The organism is Kitasatospora sp. NPDC087314, assembly GCF_044744365.1.
In the GTDB taxonomy this organism is placed as follows: Bacteria; Actinomycetota; Actinomycetes; order Streptomycetales; family Streptomycetaceae; genus Kitasatospora.
On sequence record NZ_JBIUYE010000030.1, the window covers coordinates 1 to 15,889 of the forward strand.

12 protein-coding genes are annotated in these 15,889 nt (G+C 75.5%); 9 read left to right on the forward strand and 3 right to left on the reverse strand.

Translation table 11 applies throughout. From position 1 onward, the window contains the following. The first annotated feature begins 365 nt into the window (after window positions 1-365). The 3 genes from ACIO5E_RS38770 to ACIO5E_RS38780 all read left to right on the forward strand — a co-directional run bounded on the left by ACIO5E_RS38770 (window position 366) and on the right by ACIO5E_RS38780 (window position 2,099). Window positions 366-953, forward strand: a complete 588-nt coding sequence (locus ACIO5E_RS38770; protein WP_280678399.1) for a 50S ribosomal protein L25/general stress protein Ctc — start codon at window positions 366-368, stop codon at window positions 951-953. Window positions 954-1,063: 110 nt separating this feature from the next. Continuing rightward, window positions 1,064-1,639, forward strand: coding sequence for an aminoacyl-tRNA hydrolase (gene pth / locus ACIO5E_RS38775; RefSeq protein ID WP_400677192.1), 576 nt, complete (start codon window positions 1,064-1,066; stop codon window positions 1,637-1,639). Window positions 1,640-1,817: 178 nt separating this feature from the next. Beyond that, window positions 1,818-2,099: a hypothetical protein gene (locus ACIO5E_RS38780; protein ID WP_400677195.1), complete on the forward strand. Its 282-nt coding sequence runs from the start codon at window positions 1,818-1,820 to the stop codon at window positions 2,097-2,099. A gap of 132 nt (window positions 2,100-2,231) precedes the next feature. On the opposite strand, the gene ppc is transcribed toward ACIO5E_RS38780, so the two are convergent. Beyond that, entirely contained in the window at window positions 2,232-5,027 is a 2,796-nt protein-coding gene (gene ppc / locus ACIO5E_RS38785) for a phosphoenolpyruvate carboxylase (protein ID WP_400677198.1), read from the reverse strand. Window positions 5,028-5,287: 260 nt separating this feature from the next. Between ppc and ACIO5E_RS38790 the strand changes: the two genes are divergently transcribed. Then, on the forward strand, window positions 5,288-6,559 hold the full coding sequence (locus ACIO5E_RS38790; RefSeq protein WP_400677201.1) for a sensor histidine kinase: 1,272 nt from the start codon (window positions 5,288-5,290) through the stop codon (window positions 6,557-6,559). A gap of 47 nt (window positions 6,560-6,606) precedes the next feature. On the opposite strand, the gene ACIO5E_RS38795 is transcribed toward ACIO5E_RS38790, so the two are convergent. Then, on the reverse strand, window positions 6,607-7,116 hold the full coding sequence (locus ACIO5E_RS38795) for an SUKH-3 domain-containing protein (RefSeq protein WP_400677247.1): 510 nt from the start codon (window positions 7,114-7,116) through the stop codon (window positions 6,607-6,609). 83 nt (window positions 7,117-7,199) lie between these two features. Next, complete coding sequence (locus ACIO5E_RS38800) at window positions 7,200-7,661, reverse strand: YwqJ-related putative deaminase (RefSeq protein ID WP_280678390.1); 462 nt, start codon at window positions 7,659-7,661, stop codon at window positions 7,200-7,202. Between the two features lie 379 nt (window positions 7,662-8,040). On the opposite strand from ACIO5E_RS38800, the gene ACIO5E_RS38805 reads away from it, so the two are divergent. The 5 genes from ACIO5E_RS38805 to ACIO5E_RS38825 all read left to right on the forward strand — a co-directional run bounded on the left by ACIO5E_RS38805 (window position 8,041) and on the right by ACIO5E_RS38825 (window position 15,845). Beyond that, window positions 8,041-9,243, forward strand: coding sequence for a Gfo/Idh/MocA family protein (locus tag ACIO5E_RS38805; protein ID WP_400677204.1), 1,203 nt, complete (start codon window positions 8,041-8,043; stop codon window positions 9,241-9,243). Next, window positions 9,240-10,376, forward strand: coding sequence for a DegT/DnrJ/EryC1/StrS family aminotransferase (locus tag ACIO5E_RS38810; protein ID WP_400677207.1), 1,137 nt, complete (start codon window positions 9,240-9,242; stop codon window positions 10,374-10,376). The genes ACIO5E_RS38805 and ACIO5E_RS38810 overlap by 4 nt, the downstream gene beginning before the upstream one ends. Window positions 10,377-10,494: 118 nt before the next feature. Further along, window positions 10,495-11,496 (forward strand): SMI1/KNR4 family protein, encoded by a 1,002-nt coding sequence (locus ACIO5E_RS38815; RefSeq protein WP_400677210.1) that lies wholly within the window; start codon window positions 10,495-10,497, stop codon window positions 11,494-11,496. 60 nt (window positions 11,497-11,556) lie between these two features. Further along, entirely contained in the window at window positions 11,557-14,268 is a 2,712-nt protein-coding gene (locus tag ACIO5E_RS38820) for an SUKH-4 family immunity protein (RefSeq protein WP_400677213.1), read from the forward strand. A 266-nt stretch (window positions 14,269-14,534) separates the two neighbouring features. Continuing rightward, window positions 14,535-15,845 carry a hypothetical protein gene (locus ACIO5E_RS38825; RefSeq protein WP_400677216.1) on the forward strand — a complete coding sequence of 437 codons (1,311 nt, stop codon included), beginning with the start codon at window positions 14,535-14,537 and terminating at the stop codon, window positions 15,843-15,845. The last annotated feature ends 44 nt before the right edge of the window (window positions 15,846-15,889 follow it).

Consider the following 15,889-nt stretch of genomic DNA (forward strand, 5'->3'; position numbering starts at 1 on the left):
CCCGCCCCCCCTCTCCCCCGCCCGCTCCGCGCTTTGTTTGCTCTGTTGTTGGTACCCCCCGCTTATTTGTGGGGGTGCACTGACCCCGCGCCGGGGGGGGCCCCGGGGCGGGGGGGGCCGGGGCCCCGCCGCCGATTTCACGGGAGGCCGCAGGTGCGGTTAGACTCGTGAAACTGCTCGGCGAGGGATGCCGTGCGCCTGCTCGACGGGTGCGCGCTCCGTGATCGACGCGCTGCCGGTGACGGGTTCCCGTCCGCGGCAGAGGCCGTTACCGCCGAGTGACCCCCGAACGTACTGAGGGTGTGGTCCCGGCGGTTTTTCGCGTTGCCTGCACCCCCGCGCCAGTCTTCCCGAGGAGTGCAGTCGTGTCCGAGATCCGCATCGCCGCTGAGACCCGTTCCGAGTTCGGCAAGGGTGCCGCCCGTCGCGCCCGCCGTGCCGGCTTCGTCCCCGGTGTCGTCTACGGCCACGGCCACGCCCCGGTTCACCTGAACCTGCCCGGCCACGACCTGATGATGGCCCTGAAGACCCCGAACGCCCTGCTGGTCGTGCCGATCGAGGGCAAGGACGAGTACGTGCTGCCGAAGGCCGTCCAGCGTGAGGCCATCAAGCGCACCATCGAGCACGTCGACCTGCTGCTCGTGAAGCGCGGCGAGAAGGTCACCGTCGAGATCCCGGTCCACACCGAGGGCGAGCTGGCCCCCGGCGGCAACCTGCTCGAGCACGTGCTGAACGCCCTGCCGATCGAGGCCGAGGCCACCCACCTGCCCGAGTCCGTGACCGTCTCGGTCGAGGGCCTGGAGGCCGGTGCCTCCATCCTCGCCCAGGACATCACCCTGCCGGCCGGCGTCACCCTGGCCGTCGACGGCGACGCCGTCGTGCTGCAGGTCATCGGCGCCCAGGCCGCTCCGGCCGAGGAGGAGGCCGCCGAGGCCGAGGGCACCGAGGCCTGAGCCTCGCGCCAGCCATGGTGACCGCTGCCCCGGTCGCTCCCGTCGGAGCGGCCGGGGCAGCGGTGTGTCCGGGAAGATGACGTGGAGCGCGAGCGCGAGGAGCGAGGGTGATGGCGGAGTACGAGGGTCCCTGGCTGGTGGTGGGGCTGGGCAACCCGGGCGAGCAGTACGCCCGCAACCGGCACAACATCGGGTTCATGGTGGTGGACCTGCTGGCGCAGCGGATGGGCGCCAAGTTCAAGGCGCACAAGAGCCGGGCGCAGGTGGCCGAGGGCCGGCTGGCGGGCAAGCGGGTGGTGCTGGCCAAGCCGATGTCGTTCATGAACCTCTCCGGCGGTCCGGTGACGGCGCTGCGGGACTTCTACAAGGCGCCGGCCTCGGCGCTGGTCGCCGTCCACGACGAGCTGGACATCGACTACGCGGCGCTGCGCCTCAAGCTGGGCGGCGGGGACAACGGCCACAACGGGCTGAAGTCGATCACCAAGTCGCTGGGGCCGGACTACTACCGGGTGCGGTGCGGGATCGGTCGGCCGCCGGGCCGGATGGAGGTCGCGGACTTCGTGCTGAAGGACTTCTCCGCCACCGAGCGCAAGGAGCTGGAGTGGTTCGTGGACCGCTCGGCGGACGCGGTGGAGGCGCTGCTGACCGAGGGGCTGGAGCGGGCGCAGGGCACGTACAACTCCTGACGTGTCGTCAGGAGGGGTGCGGCGGTACGCAACAGTCGTACAACGCTTGCCCCGCCAAACCTGAATAGGTGTGAGAAGCCTGTGCGGGATCGGATAGCGTCGGTCGGGTACGCGAACGAGTCCTGGGGAGTCCTCGATGCGGGGTTTTCGTCCGGTCCGCCGACTGCGGAGGCTCCGGGTGGTCCGACTGAAGCAGCTCGGACGGCGGGTCGGTACGGCCGGTGCGCTGGGGGCGGCCGGGGTGCTGCTCTCGGGCGGCGCCGTGGCGCACGCCGACGCGGTGGCGGAGCCGGACCCGGGGATCTCCCCGGAGCCGGCGGCGGCGCAGTTCGGTCCGGTGCTCGGTGAGTCGATGGGCCCGGACGCCGGGCTGCTGGCGGTCGGCGGCGGCCTGGTGGTGGCGGCCGGCGGCGCCGCGCTGTGGTTGAAGCGCCGGCGGGCGGGCGAGCCGGGCGAGTAGGCGAAGCGTCCTCAGGGGCCGGTGTCCACGGAGGTGGGCACCGGCCCTTTCGCGTTCCCCGGCGGGCATGCGCAGGGGCCGCCGCCCACCCCTGGAGGTGGACGACGGCCCCTGCGGCGTACGGGTCCGGCGTCAGCCGGTGTTGCGCAGGCCGGCGGCGATGCCGTTGACGGTCAGCAGCAGCGCGCGGGCGCGCAGCGGGTCCTCGTGGCGGCCGGCCGAGACCTCCTCGCGCTGGCGGCGCAGCAGCGCGACCTGGAGGTAGGAGATCGGGTCGAGGTAGGCGTCGCGGACGGTGAAGGTCTGCTTGAGCACCGGGTTGTGCTCCAGCAGCTCGTTCTCGCCGGTGAGCCGGAGCACCTCGCGCAGGGTGAGCTCGTGCTCGGCGACGATCTGGTCGAAGACGTGGTGCAGCTCGGCGGGCACCAGCTGCTCGACGTAGTGGCGGGCGATCCGCAGGTCGGTCTTGGCCAGCGTCATGGCGACGTTGGACAGGAAGTTGCGGAAGAAGTGCCACTGGCCGTGCATCTCGTCGAGCACGTCGCCCAGGCCGGCCGCGCGGGCGGCGGCGAGGCCGGAGCCGACGCCGTACCAGCCGGGGACGATCTGGCGGGACTGGGTCCAGCCGAAGACCCACGGGATGGCCCGCAGGCCGTCGAGGCCGGCGCCGGAGTCGGGGCGGCGGGACGGGCGGGAGCCCAGGTGCAGCGAGGCGAGCTGGTCGACCGGGGTGGCGGCGAAGAAGTACTTCGGCAGGTCGTCCTGCTCGACCAGGGCGCGGTAGGCGGTGTGCGCGGCCTCGGAGACCTGGTCCATCGCGGCGTCCCAGCGGGCCAGCTCCTCGGGGGCCTGGCGCGGCGCGGTGTGCAGCGCGGAGGCGGAGAGGGTGGCGGAGAGGGTCAGCTCCAGGTTCTCCCGGGCGAGGGAGGGGAGCAGGTACTTGTCCGAGATGACCTCGCCCTGCTCGGTGACCTTGATCTCGCCCTCCAGGGTGCCCCAGGGCTGGGCCAGGATGGCCTCGTGGGAGGGGCCGCCGCCGCGGCCGACGGTGCCGCCGCGGCCGTGGAACAGGCGAAGCCGGATGCCGTAGCGGTGGGCGACGTCGCGCAGCCGGCGCTGGGCGCGGTGGATCTCCCACTGGGAGGTGGTGATGCCGCCGAACTTGGAGGAGTCCGAGTAGCCGAGCATGACCTCCTGGACGTCGCCGCGCAGCGAGACGAGCAGCCGGTAGGAGGGGTCGGACAGCATCTCGTCCAGGATGCGGTCGGCCTCCTGGAGCTCGTCGGTGGTCTCCAGCAGCGGCACGATGCCGATCTTGGCGATCCCGGCGTGCAGGTCGATCAGGCCGGCCTCGCGGGCCAGGACGGTGGCGGCGAAGACGTCGTCGGCGCCCTGGCACATCGAGATGATGTAGCTCTCGACGATCTCGTCGCCGAAGCGCTCGAAGCCCTCGCGGATGGTGTTGAAGACGCCGAGGGTCTTGGTGCCGGCGGCGTCCAGCGGGGCCGGGGTGGGGGCGAGCGGGCGGCGCGAGCGGAGCTCCTTGGCGAGCAGCTTCTGCCGGTACTCGCGGGGCATGTCGGCGTAGCGCCAGGCCTCCTCGCCGAGGCGGTCGAAGAGCTGGCCGAGGGCGTGGTGGTGGGCCTCGGCGTGCTCGCGGACGTCCATGGTGGCGAGCTGGAGGCCGAAGGCCTCGATGGTGCGGATGGCGCGGGCGAGGCGGCCGTCGGCGATGAGCTCGCCGCGGTGGGCGCGCAGGGAGTCCTGGATGAGCCGCAGGTCGGTGATGAGCTCGCGGGTGCCGAGGTAGTCGCGGCCCTCGATGTGCGGGGTGCCCTGGGCGAGGCGCTCGCGGGTGTTCTCCAGCTTGAGCCGGACGCAGGTCGCCTTGAGGCGGTAGGGCTCCTCGGCGTTCATCCGCTTGTAGCGGGGGCTGAGTTCGGGGAGCTGGTGCAGGTCGGTGTTGAGCGAGGCGAGCAGTTCGACCGAGGCGCCGGCCAGCCGCTCGGAGGTGGAGAGGGTGCTGCGCAGGTCGTCGACGGCGGCCAGGGCGTCCTTGATGCCGTACTCGTGCTGGAGGTTGAGGACGTCCCAGGTGACCTGCGGGGTGACGTTGGGGTTGCCGTCGCGGTCGCCGCCGATCCAGGTGCCGAAGGTGAGCGGGCGGACGCCGTCGGGCAGGGTGAGGCCGACCCGGCCGAGCTCCTCGTGCAGCTCCTCCAGGACCTCGGGGACGGCGTCGCGGTAGAGCTCGTCCAGGTAGTAGACGGCGTTGCGGGCCTCGTCGGTGGGCTCCGGGCGGGCGATGCGCAGTTCGTCGGTCTGCCAGAGCAGGTCGATGACCTCGGCGAGGCGGCGGTCGGCCTGGCGCCGTGCGCTGCTGGTGCGGGCCGGGTCGGCCTGGGAGAGGCCGGCCGCGATCTCCTCGCGGTGGATGCGGTCGAGGAGTTCGCCGATGCGGCGCAGCTTGTTGAGGACGCTGCGGCGGGCGGCCTCGGTGGGGTGGGCGGTGAAGACCGGGCGGACCGCGAGGTGGGCCAGGGTGTCCTCGAGGTGCTTGGGGTCGGCGTCAGCCAGCTGGTCGGCGGTCTGGGCGAGCAGGGAGCCTTCCCGGGCGCGGCGGGTGGCGAACTCGCGGCCGCGGTGCACCTGTTCGGTGACGTTGGCGAGGTGGAAGTAGGTGGAGAAGGCGCGGACCAGCTTGGCGGCGGTGTCCAGGTCGATGTCGGAGAGGAGTTCGGCGGTGGCCTCGCCGTCGGTGCGGCTGAGCAGGCGGACCTGTTCGACCAGGCCCAGCAGCTGGGGGCCCTCCTGGCGGACCAGCGTCTCGCCGAGCAGGTCGCCGAGGCGGCGGATGTCCGCGCGCAGGGCGGCGTTGTCGGCTACGGCGGTGGGGCTGTCCGCCGGAGTGGGGACCGGAGCGGTCACGGCTGGCTCCCTGTGGTGGTGGGGTTCGGCAACGGCTCATCGTCACAGGTCCGCCCGCGCGTGGCGGGTGTGACGCGTGCGGACCGCGCTGTCCGACGCGACCAGCATAGGTGTCGGGGCGGTCGCTGTCCGCGAGGTGGCCGGATGGCGGACAGCGACCGCCGGGGACCGCACGTGGTCTGGACCACTTGAGGGCCTGGCGAGGTGTCGGGGGTAATCCCGGTGGGGAGGGGAGGGGGTTGCCGCTTAGGCTGTCAACCATGAGCAAGTCGCCTGGGGAGCGCGCGCCGGTCCGGTCGTTCTGGTGGTGGAAGCGGCCGCGCAGCGCCTTCCTGGACATCGGGCTGGCGGTGCTCGCCGCGCTGGAGTGCGCGCTCACCACGATCTCCTTCCTCTCCTCCCGGGTGCACCTGAACTCCGCCGGTGTGACCGCGGTCGCTCTGCTCGGCGCGGTGGCGGGCGGCTCGCTGGTGCTGCGCCGCCGCTGGCCGGCCGTACCGGTGCTGGTGACCCTGGTGGCGATGCCCGGGATGCTCGGCGTCCTGCTGCTGGTGGTGTCGCTGTACACGCTGGCGGAGACCTGGGAGTGGCCCTCCCGGCGGTGGCGGGTGGTGGCGCTGTCCGGGCTGGCCTTCGCCGAGGCCGTCGCCGTGATGATGGTGTCGATGCTGACGCCCGGCGACTCCGTCGTGGTGGAGCAGCCGCCGCTCTGGGGGCAGGTGCTGATAGCCGTCCTGGTGGCCGTCGGCCTGACCGTCCCGCCGGTGGTGACCGGCCTGTACGTGGGCGCGCGGCGGCGGCTGATCGACTCGCTCAAGGACCGCGCGCACGGCCTGGAGACCGAGCTGGACCTGCTGGCCGAGCAGGCCCAGGAGCGCGCCCGCCGGGCCCGGTTGGAGGAGCGCACCCGGATCGCCCGGGAGATGCACGACGTGGTGGCGCACCGGGTGTCCCTGATGGTGGTGCACGCCGGGGCGCTGGAGCGGATCGCCGCCAAGGACCCGGAGAAGGCCACACAGAGCGCCAAACTGATGGGCGAGGTCGGCCGGCAGGCGCTCAACGAGCTGCGGGAGATCCTCGGCGTGCTGCGGATGGACGACGAGCGGCAGCCGGAGCCGGACTCGCTGGCCGGGCTGCCGCGGCTGGTCGACCAGTCCCGGGCGGCCGGCATGGCGGTGACGCTGACCGTCAGCGGCAGCCGGCAGGAGTTCACCGGCGAGGCCGAGCAGACCGCCTACCGGGTCGTCCAGGAGGGCCTGACCAATGCGCACAAGCACGCCGGCGGCGCACAGGTGTCCGTCCTGCTCGCGTACGCGCCCAACGGGGTGCGGGTGAGCGTGGTGAACGCCCGCCCGGGCGGGGGCGGCGGCGCGGCGAAGCTGCCCAGCGGCGGCAACGGGCTGGTCGGGATGCGGGAGCGGGTGATCGCGTTGGGCGGCACCTTCTCGTCCGGGCCGGAGGCGGACGGCGGGTTCCGGGTCGAGGCGGTGCTGCCGTCCCGGCTGGCCGTCCGGGCCGAGCCGCTGCGCTGACGGGCCGCTGCGCTGACGGGCCTGCGGCGGCGCGTGCCGGGCCGCCGTCAGGACCCGTCGGCGGTGCGCAGCCGCTCGGGGGCGGTGCCGAGGATCAGGGTGGCGACCGCCTGGTCGATGCCGTGGCCGAGGAACCACTCGCCGGTGTGGTCCAGGCTGTAGACCCGGCCCTCCTCGTCGACGGCCAGCAGCGCCTGCCCGTACGCCTCCTCGCCGAGCGGGGCGAGTTGGGTGTCCAGGGCGCGGCCGAGGTCGAGCAGGGTGCGCGGCTGGTGCAGCCCGCACAGCGGGTCGATCAGGAACGGGGTGCGGGCCAGCTGCCGGCCCGGGCCGGCCAGGTCGAAGGCGAGGCCGCCGAACTCGGCCCAGGCCTCCACCGCCGCCGGGAACACCGCGTGCCGCACGCCGGACGCACCGCCGTACCCCACCAGGGTGTCGGCCCACTCCTCGGCCTGCCGTATCTGCCAGCGGCCGGGGTGCCAGCCGGCCGCCTTGAGCTCGGCGGCGACGTCGGCGGGGAAGCGCGGGCGGGTCCGCTCGAGGGGGGCCGCGGCCAGGGTGGCCGGCGGGGGCGGGGGCGGGCTGGGCGGGTTCAGGGCGGACTCCAGGGCTCGGGGACAGGGGGCGTACGAGGGCGCGGTCAGGGCGCGGGCGGTCCGACGGCGACGCTCTGCACGGTGAAGTGCTCCAGCATCGGGACGCAGGAGCGGCACGGCGGGGCGTGCGTGCCGTGCGCCGGGTCGCCCTCCTCCCGGATGCGGACGGTCGTCATCCGGGAGCCCTTGAGCGCCTTGCGGGCCTCGTGCAGGCTCATCGGCTTGCGGGCGGCGCGCTTGGAGCGCCGGCCGTCGACCGCGGTCAGGTACTGGGAGAGCAGGACGGCCTCCGGGCAGCGGCCGGTGAACCGCTCGCGCGCCTCGACGGGCAGCGTGCCCAGGAACTCGCCGACCAGCGGGTGCAGGACCGGCCGCCGGGCGTCCTTGTCGCCCGCCAGGGTCTGCACCTCGCCGCCCTTGAGCGACAGTGCGGCGGCGACGGCGGGCAGCAGGCTGTCGCGGTGGTGGCGCAGCACGGGCGGGCCCTGGGGCTCACCGGTGGTCATGCGTCGTCCTCCTCCTCGTTCCCGCTGACGGCAGGACCGGTGGGGCCGGTCCGGGGCAAGCCTGTCAAACGACACCGACATCCGCACAACCGGGGTGCGGGGCGGGCGAACGGCCGTGCGGGACCGGCCGGGTGGTCACCCGATCCTCGCCGGGCCGGGGCCGGATCCGCACACCGCCGTCACGACTTGTCCGCCGATCTCCCGAAACCGTCCCCGGGCCGCGGGCGCGGCCGGTACCGTTCCGGCAGCGAGCCGAAGGGGATCAGGCCGACCGTCCGCGGACGCGTGGACGGGGCCGGTTCCGGTGCCCGCACCGGACGTTGGGGCCGCCGGGACGGGCCTGCGCCCGCCCCGGCGTCGGAGCGAAGGGGCTCGTGCGATGACGTCGAAGCTGCCGGGGCCGATCGGACCGCAGGGGCGGTCGGGGGCCGGGGACGCGCAGGTGGCCAACCAGGCGCCCGGCGGGCACGTGCCCACGCCGGGCGAGCCGCCCCGACCGGCGCCCGAACGCCCGGTCGGACTCGCCGTGGTCGGGGCCGGCTACTGGGGGCCGAAGCTGGTCCGCAACGCGCAGGACACCGCGGCGCTGCGGCTGCACTGGCTGTGCGACCTGGACGAGGCCAAGGCCCGTACCGTGCTGGGGGAGTACAGCACGGTCCGGGCGACCGGCTCCTACCGCCGGGTGCTCGACGACGAGCGGGTCGGGGCGGTCGCGGTGGCCACGCCCGCGGCCGCGCACTACCGGCTGGTGCGGGCCGCGCTGGAGGCCGGCAAGCACGTCCTGGTGGAGAAGCCGATCACCACCTCCGCCGCCGAGGCCGCCGAGCTGGTCGACCTGGCCGAGCGCAGCGGGCTGGTGCTGATGTGCGACCACACCTTCTGCTACACCCCGGTGGTGCGCCGGATCCGCGAACTGGTGCACGGCGGCGAGATCGGCGACGTCCAGTTCTTCGACTCGGTGCGGATCAACCTCGGACTGGTGCAGCCGGACGTCGACGTGCTGTGGGACCTCGCCCCGCACGACCTGTCGGTCCTCGACTTCGTGCTGCCGCCCGGCGTCGAACCGGTCGGGGTGTCCGCCCAGGGTGCCGACCCGATCGGCGCCGGCCGGGCCTGCGTGGCGTACCTGACGGTCCGGCTGAGCAACGGCGCGCTGGCGCACTGCCACGTCAACTGGCTCTCCCCGACGAAGGTCCGCACCACGCTGATCGGCGGCTCCCGGCGCACCCTGGTCTGGGACGACCTCAACCCGCAGGCCCGGCTGGCCGTGCACGACCGCGGGGTCGACCTCACCCCGCCCGACGAGCTGACCGACGCGATCCGGCACCGGGCGCTGATCTCCTACCGGGTCGGCGAGATGGTCGCGCCCGCGCTGGTCGAGCAGGAGGCACTGCGCAACGTGATGGCCGAGTTCGCGGCCGCGATCACCGAGCGCCGGGCCCCGCTCACCGACGGCCGGGCCGGGGTGCGGGTGCTCCACCTGCTGGAGGCGGCCTCGCTCAGCCTCGAACTCGGCGGCGCCACCGTCCCGGTGGGCGGCGGCGCGCTGTCCGGCGAGCCGGCCAGGGCGGCGGCCCGGTGAGCGGCGCCGCACCGAACCGGCCGGGGGAGCCCGTCCCGCTGGTCGACCTGGCGGCCGCGCACGCCGAGGTCGAGGCGGAGGTCCGGGCCGGCTTCGACCGGGTGCTCGCCTCCGGCGGCTACGTCAAGGGCCCCGAAGTGGCCGGTTTCGAGTGGGAGTACGCGGCCTTCACCGGCGTCCGGCACTGTGTGGGGGCCGGCAACGGCACCGACGCCCTCGAACTCGCCCTGCGCGCCCTCGACCTGCCTCCCGGCGGCGGGGTCGTACTGCCCGCCAACACCTTCGTCGCCACCGCCGAGGCCGTGCTGCGGGCCGGGCTGCGCCCGGTGCTGGTGGACGCCGACCCGGCGTACCTGCTGATCGACCCCGAGCGGGCCGCCGACGCGCTGCCCGGCGCGGTCGCGCTGCTGCCCGTCCACCTGAACGGCCAGCTCGCCCCGATGGGGCCGCTGCTGGAACTGGCCGACGGGCGGCCGGTGGTGGAGGACGCGGCGCAGTCCCAGGGCGCCCGGCAGCACGGGCGCACGGCCCACGGACGGATCGCGGCCACCAGCTTCTACCCGGGCAAGAACCTCGGCGGCTACGGCGACGCCGGGGCGGTGCTCACCGACGACGGCGAACTCGCCGCCGCCGTCCGGCTGATCGGGGACCACGGCGCGGGCGAGAAGTACCGGCACGAGCGGTTCGGCTTCAACTCCCGGATGGACGCGCTGCAGGCCGTCGTGCTGCGGGCCAAACTGCGCCGGCTGCCCGCCTGGAACGCCGCCCGCCGGGCCGCCGCCGCCCGCTACGACGCGCTGCTCGGCGGCCTCGACGGCCTCACCCTGCCGCGCACCGCGCCCGGCAACGAGCACGTCTGGCACCTGTACGCGGTGCGGATCGGCCCAGGTCGGGACCGCGGCGCGGTGCTCGCCGAGCTGCGCGCCGCCGGGATCGGCGCCGGGGTGCACTACCCCGTCCCGGTCCACCTGCAGCCCGCGTTCCGTCACCTCGGCCACCGCGCCGGGGCGTTCCCGGTCGCCGAGCGGGCCGCCCGCGAACTGCTCAGCCTCCCGCTGCACCCGCACCTCACCGAGGCCCAGCAGACCCGGGTGGCCGGGGTGCTGGCGGAGGCGCTCGGCACCCGGCTCTGACGGCCTCCCCGCTCCCCGGGCCTTCTCCCCGGGCGGGGGGCCGGGCCCGGGGGCGACCCCCTACGCTGGTGTCCAGCAAGCGCACCGAGAATTTGCAGCAGCCAGTGGGGGCTCCCAGATGACGACAGGTCGGCCCGGCGTCGCCGCCGCACCGAACGCGGCGTACGCAGGTCAGGTGGTGCAGTTCCCGGATCCGGTCCGCGCGGAGCGTCACCCCGCCGGGGTCCGGGTGGACGAGTACGGCTACCCGGACTTCGGCCCGTACGCCGCCGCCGCGGCCGAGGTCGCCGACCCGCCGGACGGCTTCGGCGTGGACGAGCTGCGGCTGACCGACTACGTGTCGGCCAACGCCGCGCTGTTCACCCAGGGCCACCCGCTCTGGGCCGACCTGGACACCGCCGTCGCCACCCCGCCCGGCTGGACCTGGCACCACGCGGTCGGCCGGGCCACCCCCGGCTGGCGGCGGATGGAGCTCGTCCCGGTCGAGGTCAAGGCGCTGCTGCGGCACCACGCCGGCCTGGCCACCTCCGCCGCCGACCACACCCGCCGCGGCACCCGCCCGCTGCAGGAGCGCCGCCCGGTGCACTTCTCGCTGGCCAAGGACGGCGGTGATCCGATCGGCGTCGCCGAGGACCTGGTGCAGCGCGCCGAGGAGCGCCTCGGCTACCGGCTGCCCGGCGCCTACCGCACCTTCCTCAAGCTGGGCGGCGGCCGCACCCCGGTCGGGGTGGCGCTGGACACCGAGCTCGGCATGCTGCTCGACCAGCCCTTCCTGACCCTCAGCGAGGAGTACGGCGTCCAGGACGTCGTGTACGCCAACAAGTGCCTGCGCGACCACCTGACCAAGGACTACCTGGGTGTCGCCTACGCGCAGGGGGGCATCGTCGCGCTCAAGGTGCGCGGCGACCGGATCGGCTCGGTCTGGTTCCACCTGTACGACGACGCCCGCGACACCGGTGCGCCGGAGGCCCCGGAGGAGCGTTGCGCCCGGCTGCTGCTGCCCTGCGGCGAGGACTTCGACGCCTTCCTGCTGCGGCTGGCCGGCAGCCCGCCGGAGCTGGAGACGGTCGCGGAGCTGATGGTGGACGGCGGGTTCGCCCGGGCCGTCCCGGTGGGCTGACGTGGCCGCGGTGGTGGAACGAGCGGGGACGACGAGGATGGGGACAGGGGTGAACCGGGCGTGGTGACGTACGCGCAGGCGCAGGAGCTCGCCGAGGAGTGGATCAACGGCGGGGTGCCGCAGCCGCAGCAGCGCGAGGTGCGGGTCCGGGAGTTCGACCTGGGCTTCGTCTGCTGGGCGGTGGCGCCCGCGGACGGGCCGTCGGGCCCCGCGGGTGCGGCGGACGGCTCGGCGGGCGAGGCACGACTGGTGATCGCCCGGGACTCCGGCGCGACCACGCTCTGGCCCGCGCTGCCCGTCAACGAGGTGGTCCGGCAGTACGAGGAGGTGTACGGGCGGCCGGTCGCGGCCAACCCGGCGGGGGCGGCGAAGCCCGCGCCCGGGCCGGTCGAGGCGACGTCCTTCCTGCTCAGCCCGCCGCAGTGGCTGCAGGAGGCGGGGGCCGCGGCGATCGCGGCGGAGGCGGAGCGGCTGGGGGCCGCCGGTGCTCCTGCTGCCGCTGCTCCCGCCCCGGCCCCGGCCCCGGTTCCGGTTCCGGTTCCGGTTCCGGCTTCCGCGCCGGCCCCTGCGCCGGTGCCGGTCGCCGAGTCGCCCGCGCCCGCCGTTCTGACCGCTCCGCCGGTCTCCGACCGGCCCGCCGGGGACGCGCCCACCATGCTCGCCCCGCCGGCCGGCCCCGCCGAGCCCGCCGTCCTGCCGCAGGCTCCGGCCCCCGTGCCGGTCCCGCCGCCGGGCGTGCCGGTGCCGCCGGTCGGTACCGAGGCGGCCACCGTCCTGATGCCCGAGGGCCTGCGGACCACCGGGTCCGACCTGCCCGACGCGCCCGCGCCCGCCGGGGCCGAGGCCGCGACCATGCTGATGCCGCCGGAGGGCGGCGGCTACGGCACGCCGCCGGTCCCGCCGGCCGCCGTCCAGGCTCCGCCGTGGCCCGCGCCCGTACCCGCCGCCGCCCCGCCGCCGCCCGCGCCCGCCGCGGCCGTCGAGCCGGCGCCGACGCTGCTCGCGTCGCCGGACGCCGTGCCGGGGCTGATGGGCCTGCCGGGCGCGCCCTCCGCGCCGCCTGCACAACCTTCGCCTCCTGCGCCCGTGGAGCACGCGCCGACCGTGCTGGCCCCGCCCGGCGGGGTGCCCGGTGCGCCGTCGGCGCCCTCCGCCCCGGCCGAGCACGCGCCGACCGTGCTCGCCGCGCCCGGTGATCTCCCCGGACCGGGCGGCCTGCCCGGCGCCCCGGCCCCCGGGGCGCCCGCCGCCCCGGTGGCCGGCCAGGCGCCGCAGGGTGCGCGCGGCCGCAACCCGGGGTCGGCTCCGCCGCCGCCCCCGCCGGCCGCGCTGCGCGGTGGTGCGCCCGGTCCGGGCGCCGCGCCCGGCGGGGGCGGGGGCCGCAACCCCGGCTCCGCCCCGCCGCCGCCCCCGCCCGCCGAGCTGCGGCACACCCCGGGCGCCGGCACGCCCGTCGCGAGCCCCGGCGGCCGCGCCGCCGGCTCGACCCCGCCGCCCCCGCCCCCGCCGGGCCTGCGCGGAGGCGCCCCGGCGCCCGCCCCGGTGGCCCAGGCCGCGCCCGCGGCCGGTGTGGCGTACGAGGCGACCCAGTTGGCCGGCGCGATCGACCCGGCGCTGCTGGGCGCCGCCCCGGCCGACCCGGGCACCCCGCCGTCCGGCGGCCCCGCCGTCCCGCCGCCGCCCGGTGGCCCGGCGGCCCCCGCCGCGCCCGTGGCCGGGTACGGCTACCCGAACGCGGGCGCCGCCGTCCCGCCGGCGCCGGTGCCCGGCCCGCCGCCGGGCGCGGCCGTGCCCCCCGGGGTGCCGGCGGTCGGCCCCGGCTACTTCGCCGCGCTCAGCTACCGGGGCCCGGACGGCTCCGAGCAGAAGCTGCTGCACCGCAGCGAGCCCGGCACCCCGCATCCGGAGTGGAAGATCCTGCAGGACCTGCGGCGGCTGAACGTGCCGCCGGAGCAGGTGCTGGAGCTCTACACCGAGCTGGAGTCCTGCGACCTGCCCGGGGGCTACTGCAACCGCATGATCGCCGCGTCCTGGCCGAACGTCCGGCTCACCCACACCGCCGCGTACGGCCGCGACCACGCGTCCCGGCAGGCCGGGATGGCCGAGCTGCTCGACCACCTGGACGAGCTGCACCAGCTGGCCTCCGGCGCCCAGCGGGTCCGCCCGTTCCGGGTGCCGCTGCCCGCGCCGGGGACGGTCCAGCCGCTGCCGCCGCTCCCGCCGCAGCAGCTCGCCCAGGAGCTCGGGACGGCCTTCGGACAGAACGTGTTCCGCTACGAGCAGCGCGCGGTCTCGCGCCAGGGCGTGCCCGAGCCGGTGTCGCAGTCCCTGATGTGGGCCGGGCTGCCGCGTGACTTCGGCCCGTTCTTCTGGGCGCAGGCGCAGGAGGGCCGGCCGATCCCGACGCTCGCCGAGCTGGCCGCCGAGCGCGGTCTGCCCGCGGCGCCGGACTTCGGCGGCTACCTGGTGCTCGGCAACGACTACGGCCGCCAGCTCTGCGTCCAGTACGGCACCGCGAACGTGGTCGCCGTGGACGTCGACGGAACCGGTCAGCCGCCCCGGTTCGTCAACACCGGTGTACCGGAGTTCGTTCGTGCGATGGCCCTGCTGGGTCGGATGTGGCGGCTGCGGTACGGGCTGACGCCTGACCAGGCCGGTCGTTGGACGACCGACTTCCAGGCGCAGCTCGCCGCGATCGACCCGGCGGCCTTGCAGACCGCGGACACTTGGTGGGCCGTGCTGCTGGAGCAGTTCTGGGACGGCCTGTTGTAGCAGGTCGTCGCGGATCCTCGCAGGTGGGGAGGGGTCGTTCCGGTGTCCGGAACGACCCCTCCGGCATGCTGTCACGGTGGTGCCTCGTTGGGGTTTCGCCCAGATCTGCGCAAAATAGGTCAAGAGGATGGGTCTATTCGTCCGGTCCTCGACGTATTCCGGTCCGCCTGACGACCGAATCCGGCCCCGGCGGCCGAACCGGTTCCGGATCCGTCCGTTCCGTCCGATCATGGGCTCCGCAGCCCGCGACACGAGGGGAAGAGCCCATGAGCGACGCCGTCCCCCAGTACGGCTTCACCGCTGCCCGGCGCGGATACGCGCCCGAGCAGGTCGACCGAGCCCTCACCGCGCTCACCGCGCAGCGCGACGAGGCGTGGGAACGGCTGAGCGTCCTCGGCGCCGGGCTCCGGCAGATGGAGGCCCGGCTGGCCGACATCCGCCGGGCCGCCGAGGACGCCCCGGAGCCCGACTACGAGGTCCTCAGCGAGCAGGCCGCCGGACTGGCCGTGATGGCCCAGAACGAGGCGCGCGCCGTCCGGGACAAGGCCGAGCGCTTCGCCGAGGACCTCCGGGACGAGGTCTACGAGGCCGGCCAGGCGCTCGACCGCACCGCCAAGGAGTACTCCACCACCACCCGCGCCGAGGCCGACCAGGCCGCCCGGCGCACCGAGGAGCGCACCCGCGCCGAGGCCGAGGGCGTCCGGGCCGAGGCCGACCGGGAGAGCCGCAGCGCCCGGGACGCCGCCACCTCCTACGCCGCCAAGGTGCGGGTGGCCGCCGCCGAGGCGAGCGAGCAGTCCGAGGCGGAGCTGGCCGACCGGCGCCGCAAGGCCGACGAGGACTTCGCCGAGGCCCAGGCCAAGGCCGACGCCGAGGACGCCCAGGTCTCGGCGACCGCCGAGCGCCGGGTCAAGGAGGCCGAACAGCACCGGGATACCGTGCTCGGCCAGATCAAGCAGCTGGAGACCGACGCCCAGGCCAAGGCCGACCAGATGATCGAGCAGGCCCGCCGGGAGGCCGAGCGGATCAACGCGGAGAGCGAGCGCGAGCAGCTCGAGTTCGACGGTCGGCTGGAGACCGTGCAGCAGCACCTGGACCACATCAAGGCCACGCTGGCCTCGCTCACCGGCGCGGCGGTCGGCGCGATCGAGCCCGACCACCCGGTGGTGGACGCCGAGCCGGTCGCCGACGTGGTGGCCGATGCGGTCGTCGACGCGGCGCCGGTGGACTCGGAGGCGGACACCGGCGAGATCCCGGTGCCGGGCCTGCGGAAGGTCGTCGCGCCGGCGGCGCGGGAGAAGACGTCGACGGCCGCGCTGCGGATGCCGGTCGTGGGCGGGGCCGCCGGTTCCGGTTCCGGCTCCGGCGGGACGGCCGCCACGGTGGCGACCGGTCCGGTCGCGCCGGCCGCGGTCCCGCCGAAGCCGGCCGGACTGCCCCGACCGGCGGCCGACGGCGACGGCGACGGCGTCGAGAAGGAGCCGCAGGACGAGACCCGGATCATCCCGAAGATCGTCATCGTGGACGACGGCGTCGGCTACGCCCCCCCGAACACCGTGAGCTACAAGCGCCGCTGAGCCTGACGTCGGCGCTCACGCCATCGGCCGGCCCGTGCTCGGCC

Excerpts from the sequence above, each read along its gene's own strand:
- ACIO5E_RS38815 (WP_400677210.1), top strand. The coding sequence starts at position 10,495 with ATGACGACAGGTCGGCCCGGCGTCGCCGCCGCACCGAACGCGGCGTAC.
- pth (WP_400677192.1), top strand. The coding sequence starts at position 1,064 with ATGGCGGAGTACGAGGGTCCCTGGCTGGTGGTGGGGCTGGGCAACCCG.
- ACIO5E_RS38790 (WP_400677201.1), top strand. The coding sequence starts at position 5,288 with ATGAGCAAGTCGCCTGGGGAGCGCGCGCCGGTCCGGTCGTTCTGGTGG.
- ACIO5E_RS38800 (WP_280678390.1), bottom strand. The coding sequence starts at position 7,661 with ATGACCACCGGTGAGCCCCAGGGCCCGCCCGTGCTGCGCCACCACCGC.
- ACIO5E_RS38805 (WP_400677204.1), top strand. The coding sequence starts at position 8,041 with ATGACGTCGAAGCTGCCGGGGCCGATCGGACCGCAGGGGCGGTCGGGG.
- ACIO5E_RS38825 (WP_400677216.1), top strand. The coding sequence starts at position 14,535 with ATGAGCGACGCCGTCCCCCAGTACGGCTTCACCGCTGCCCGGCGCGGA.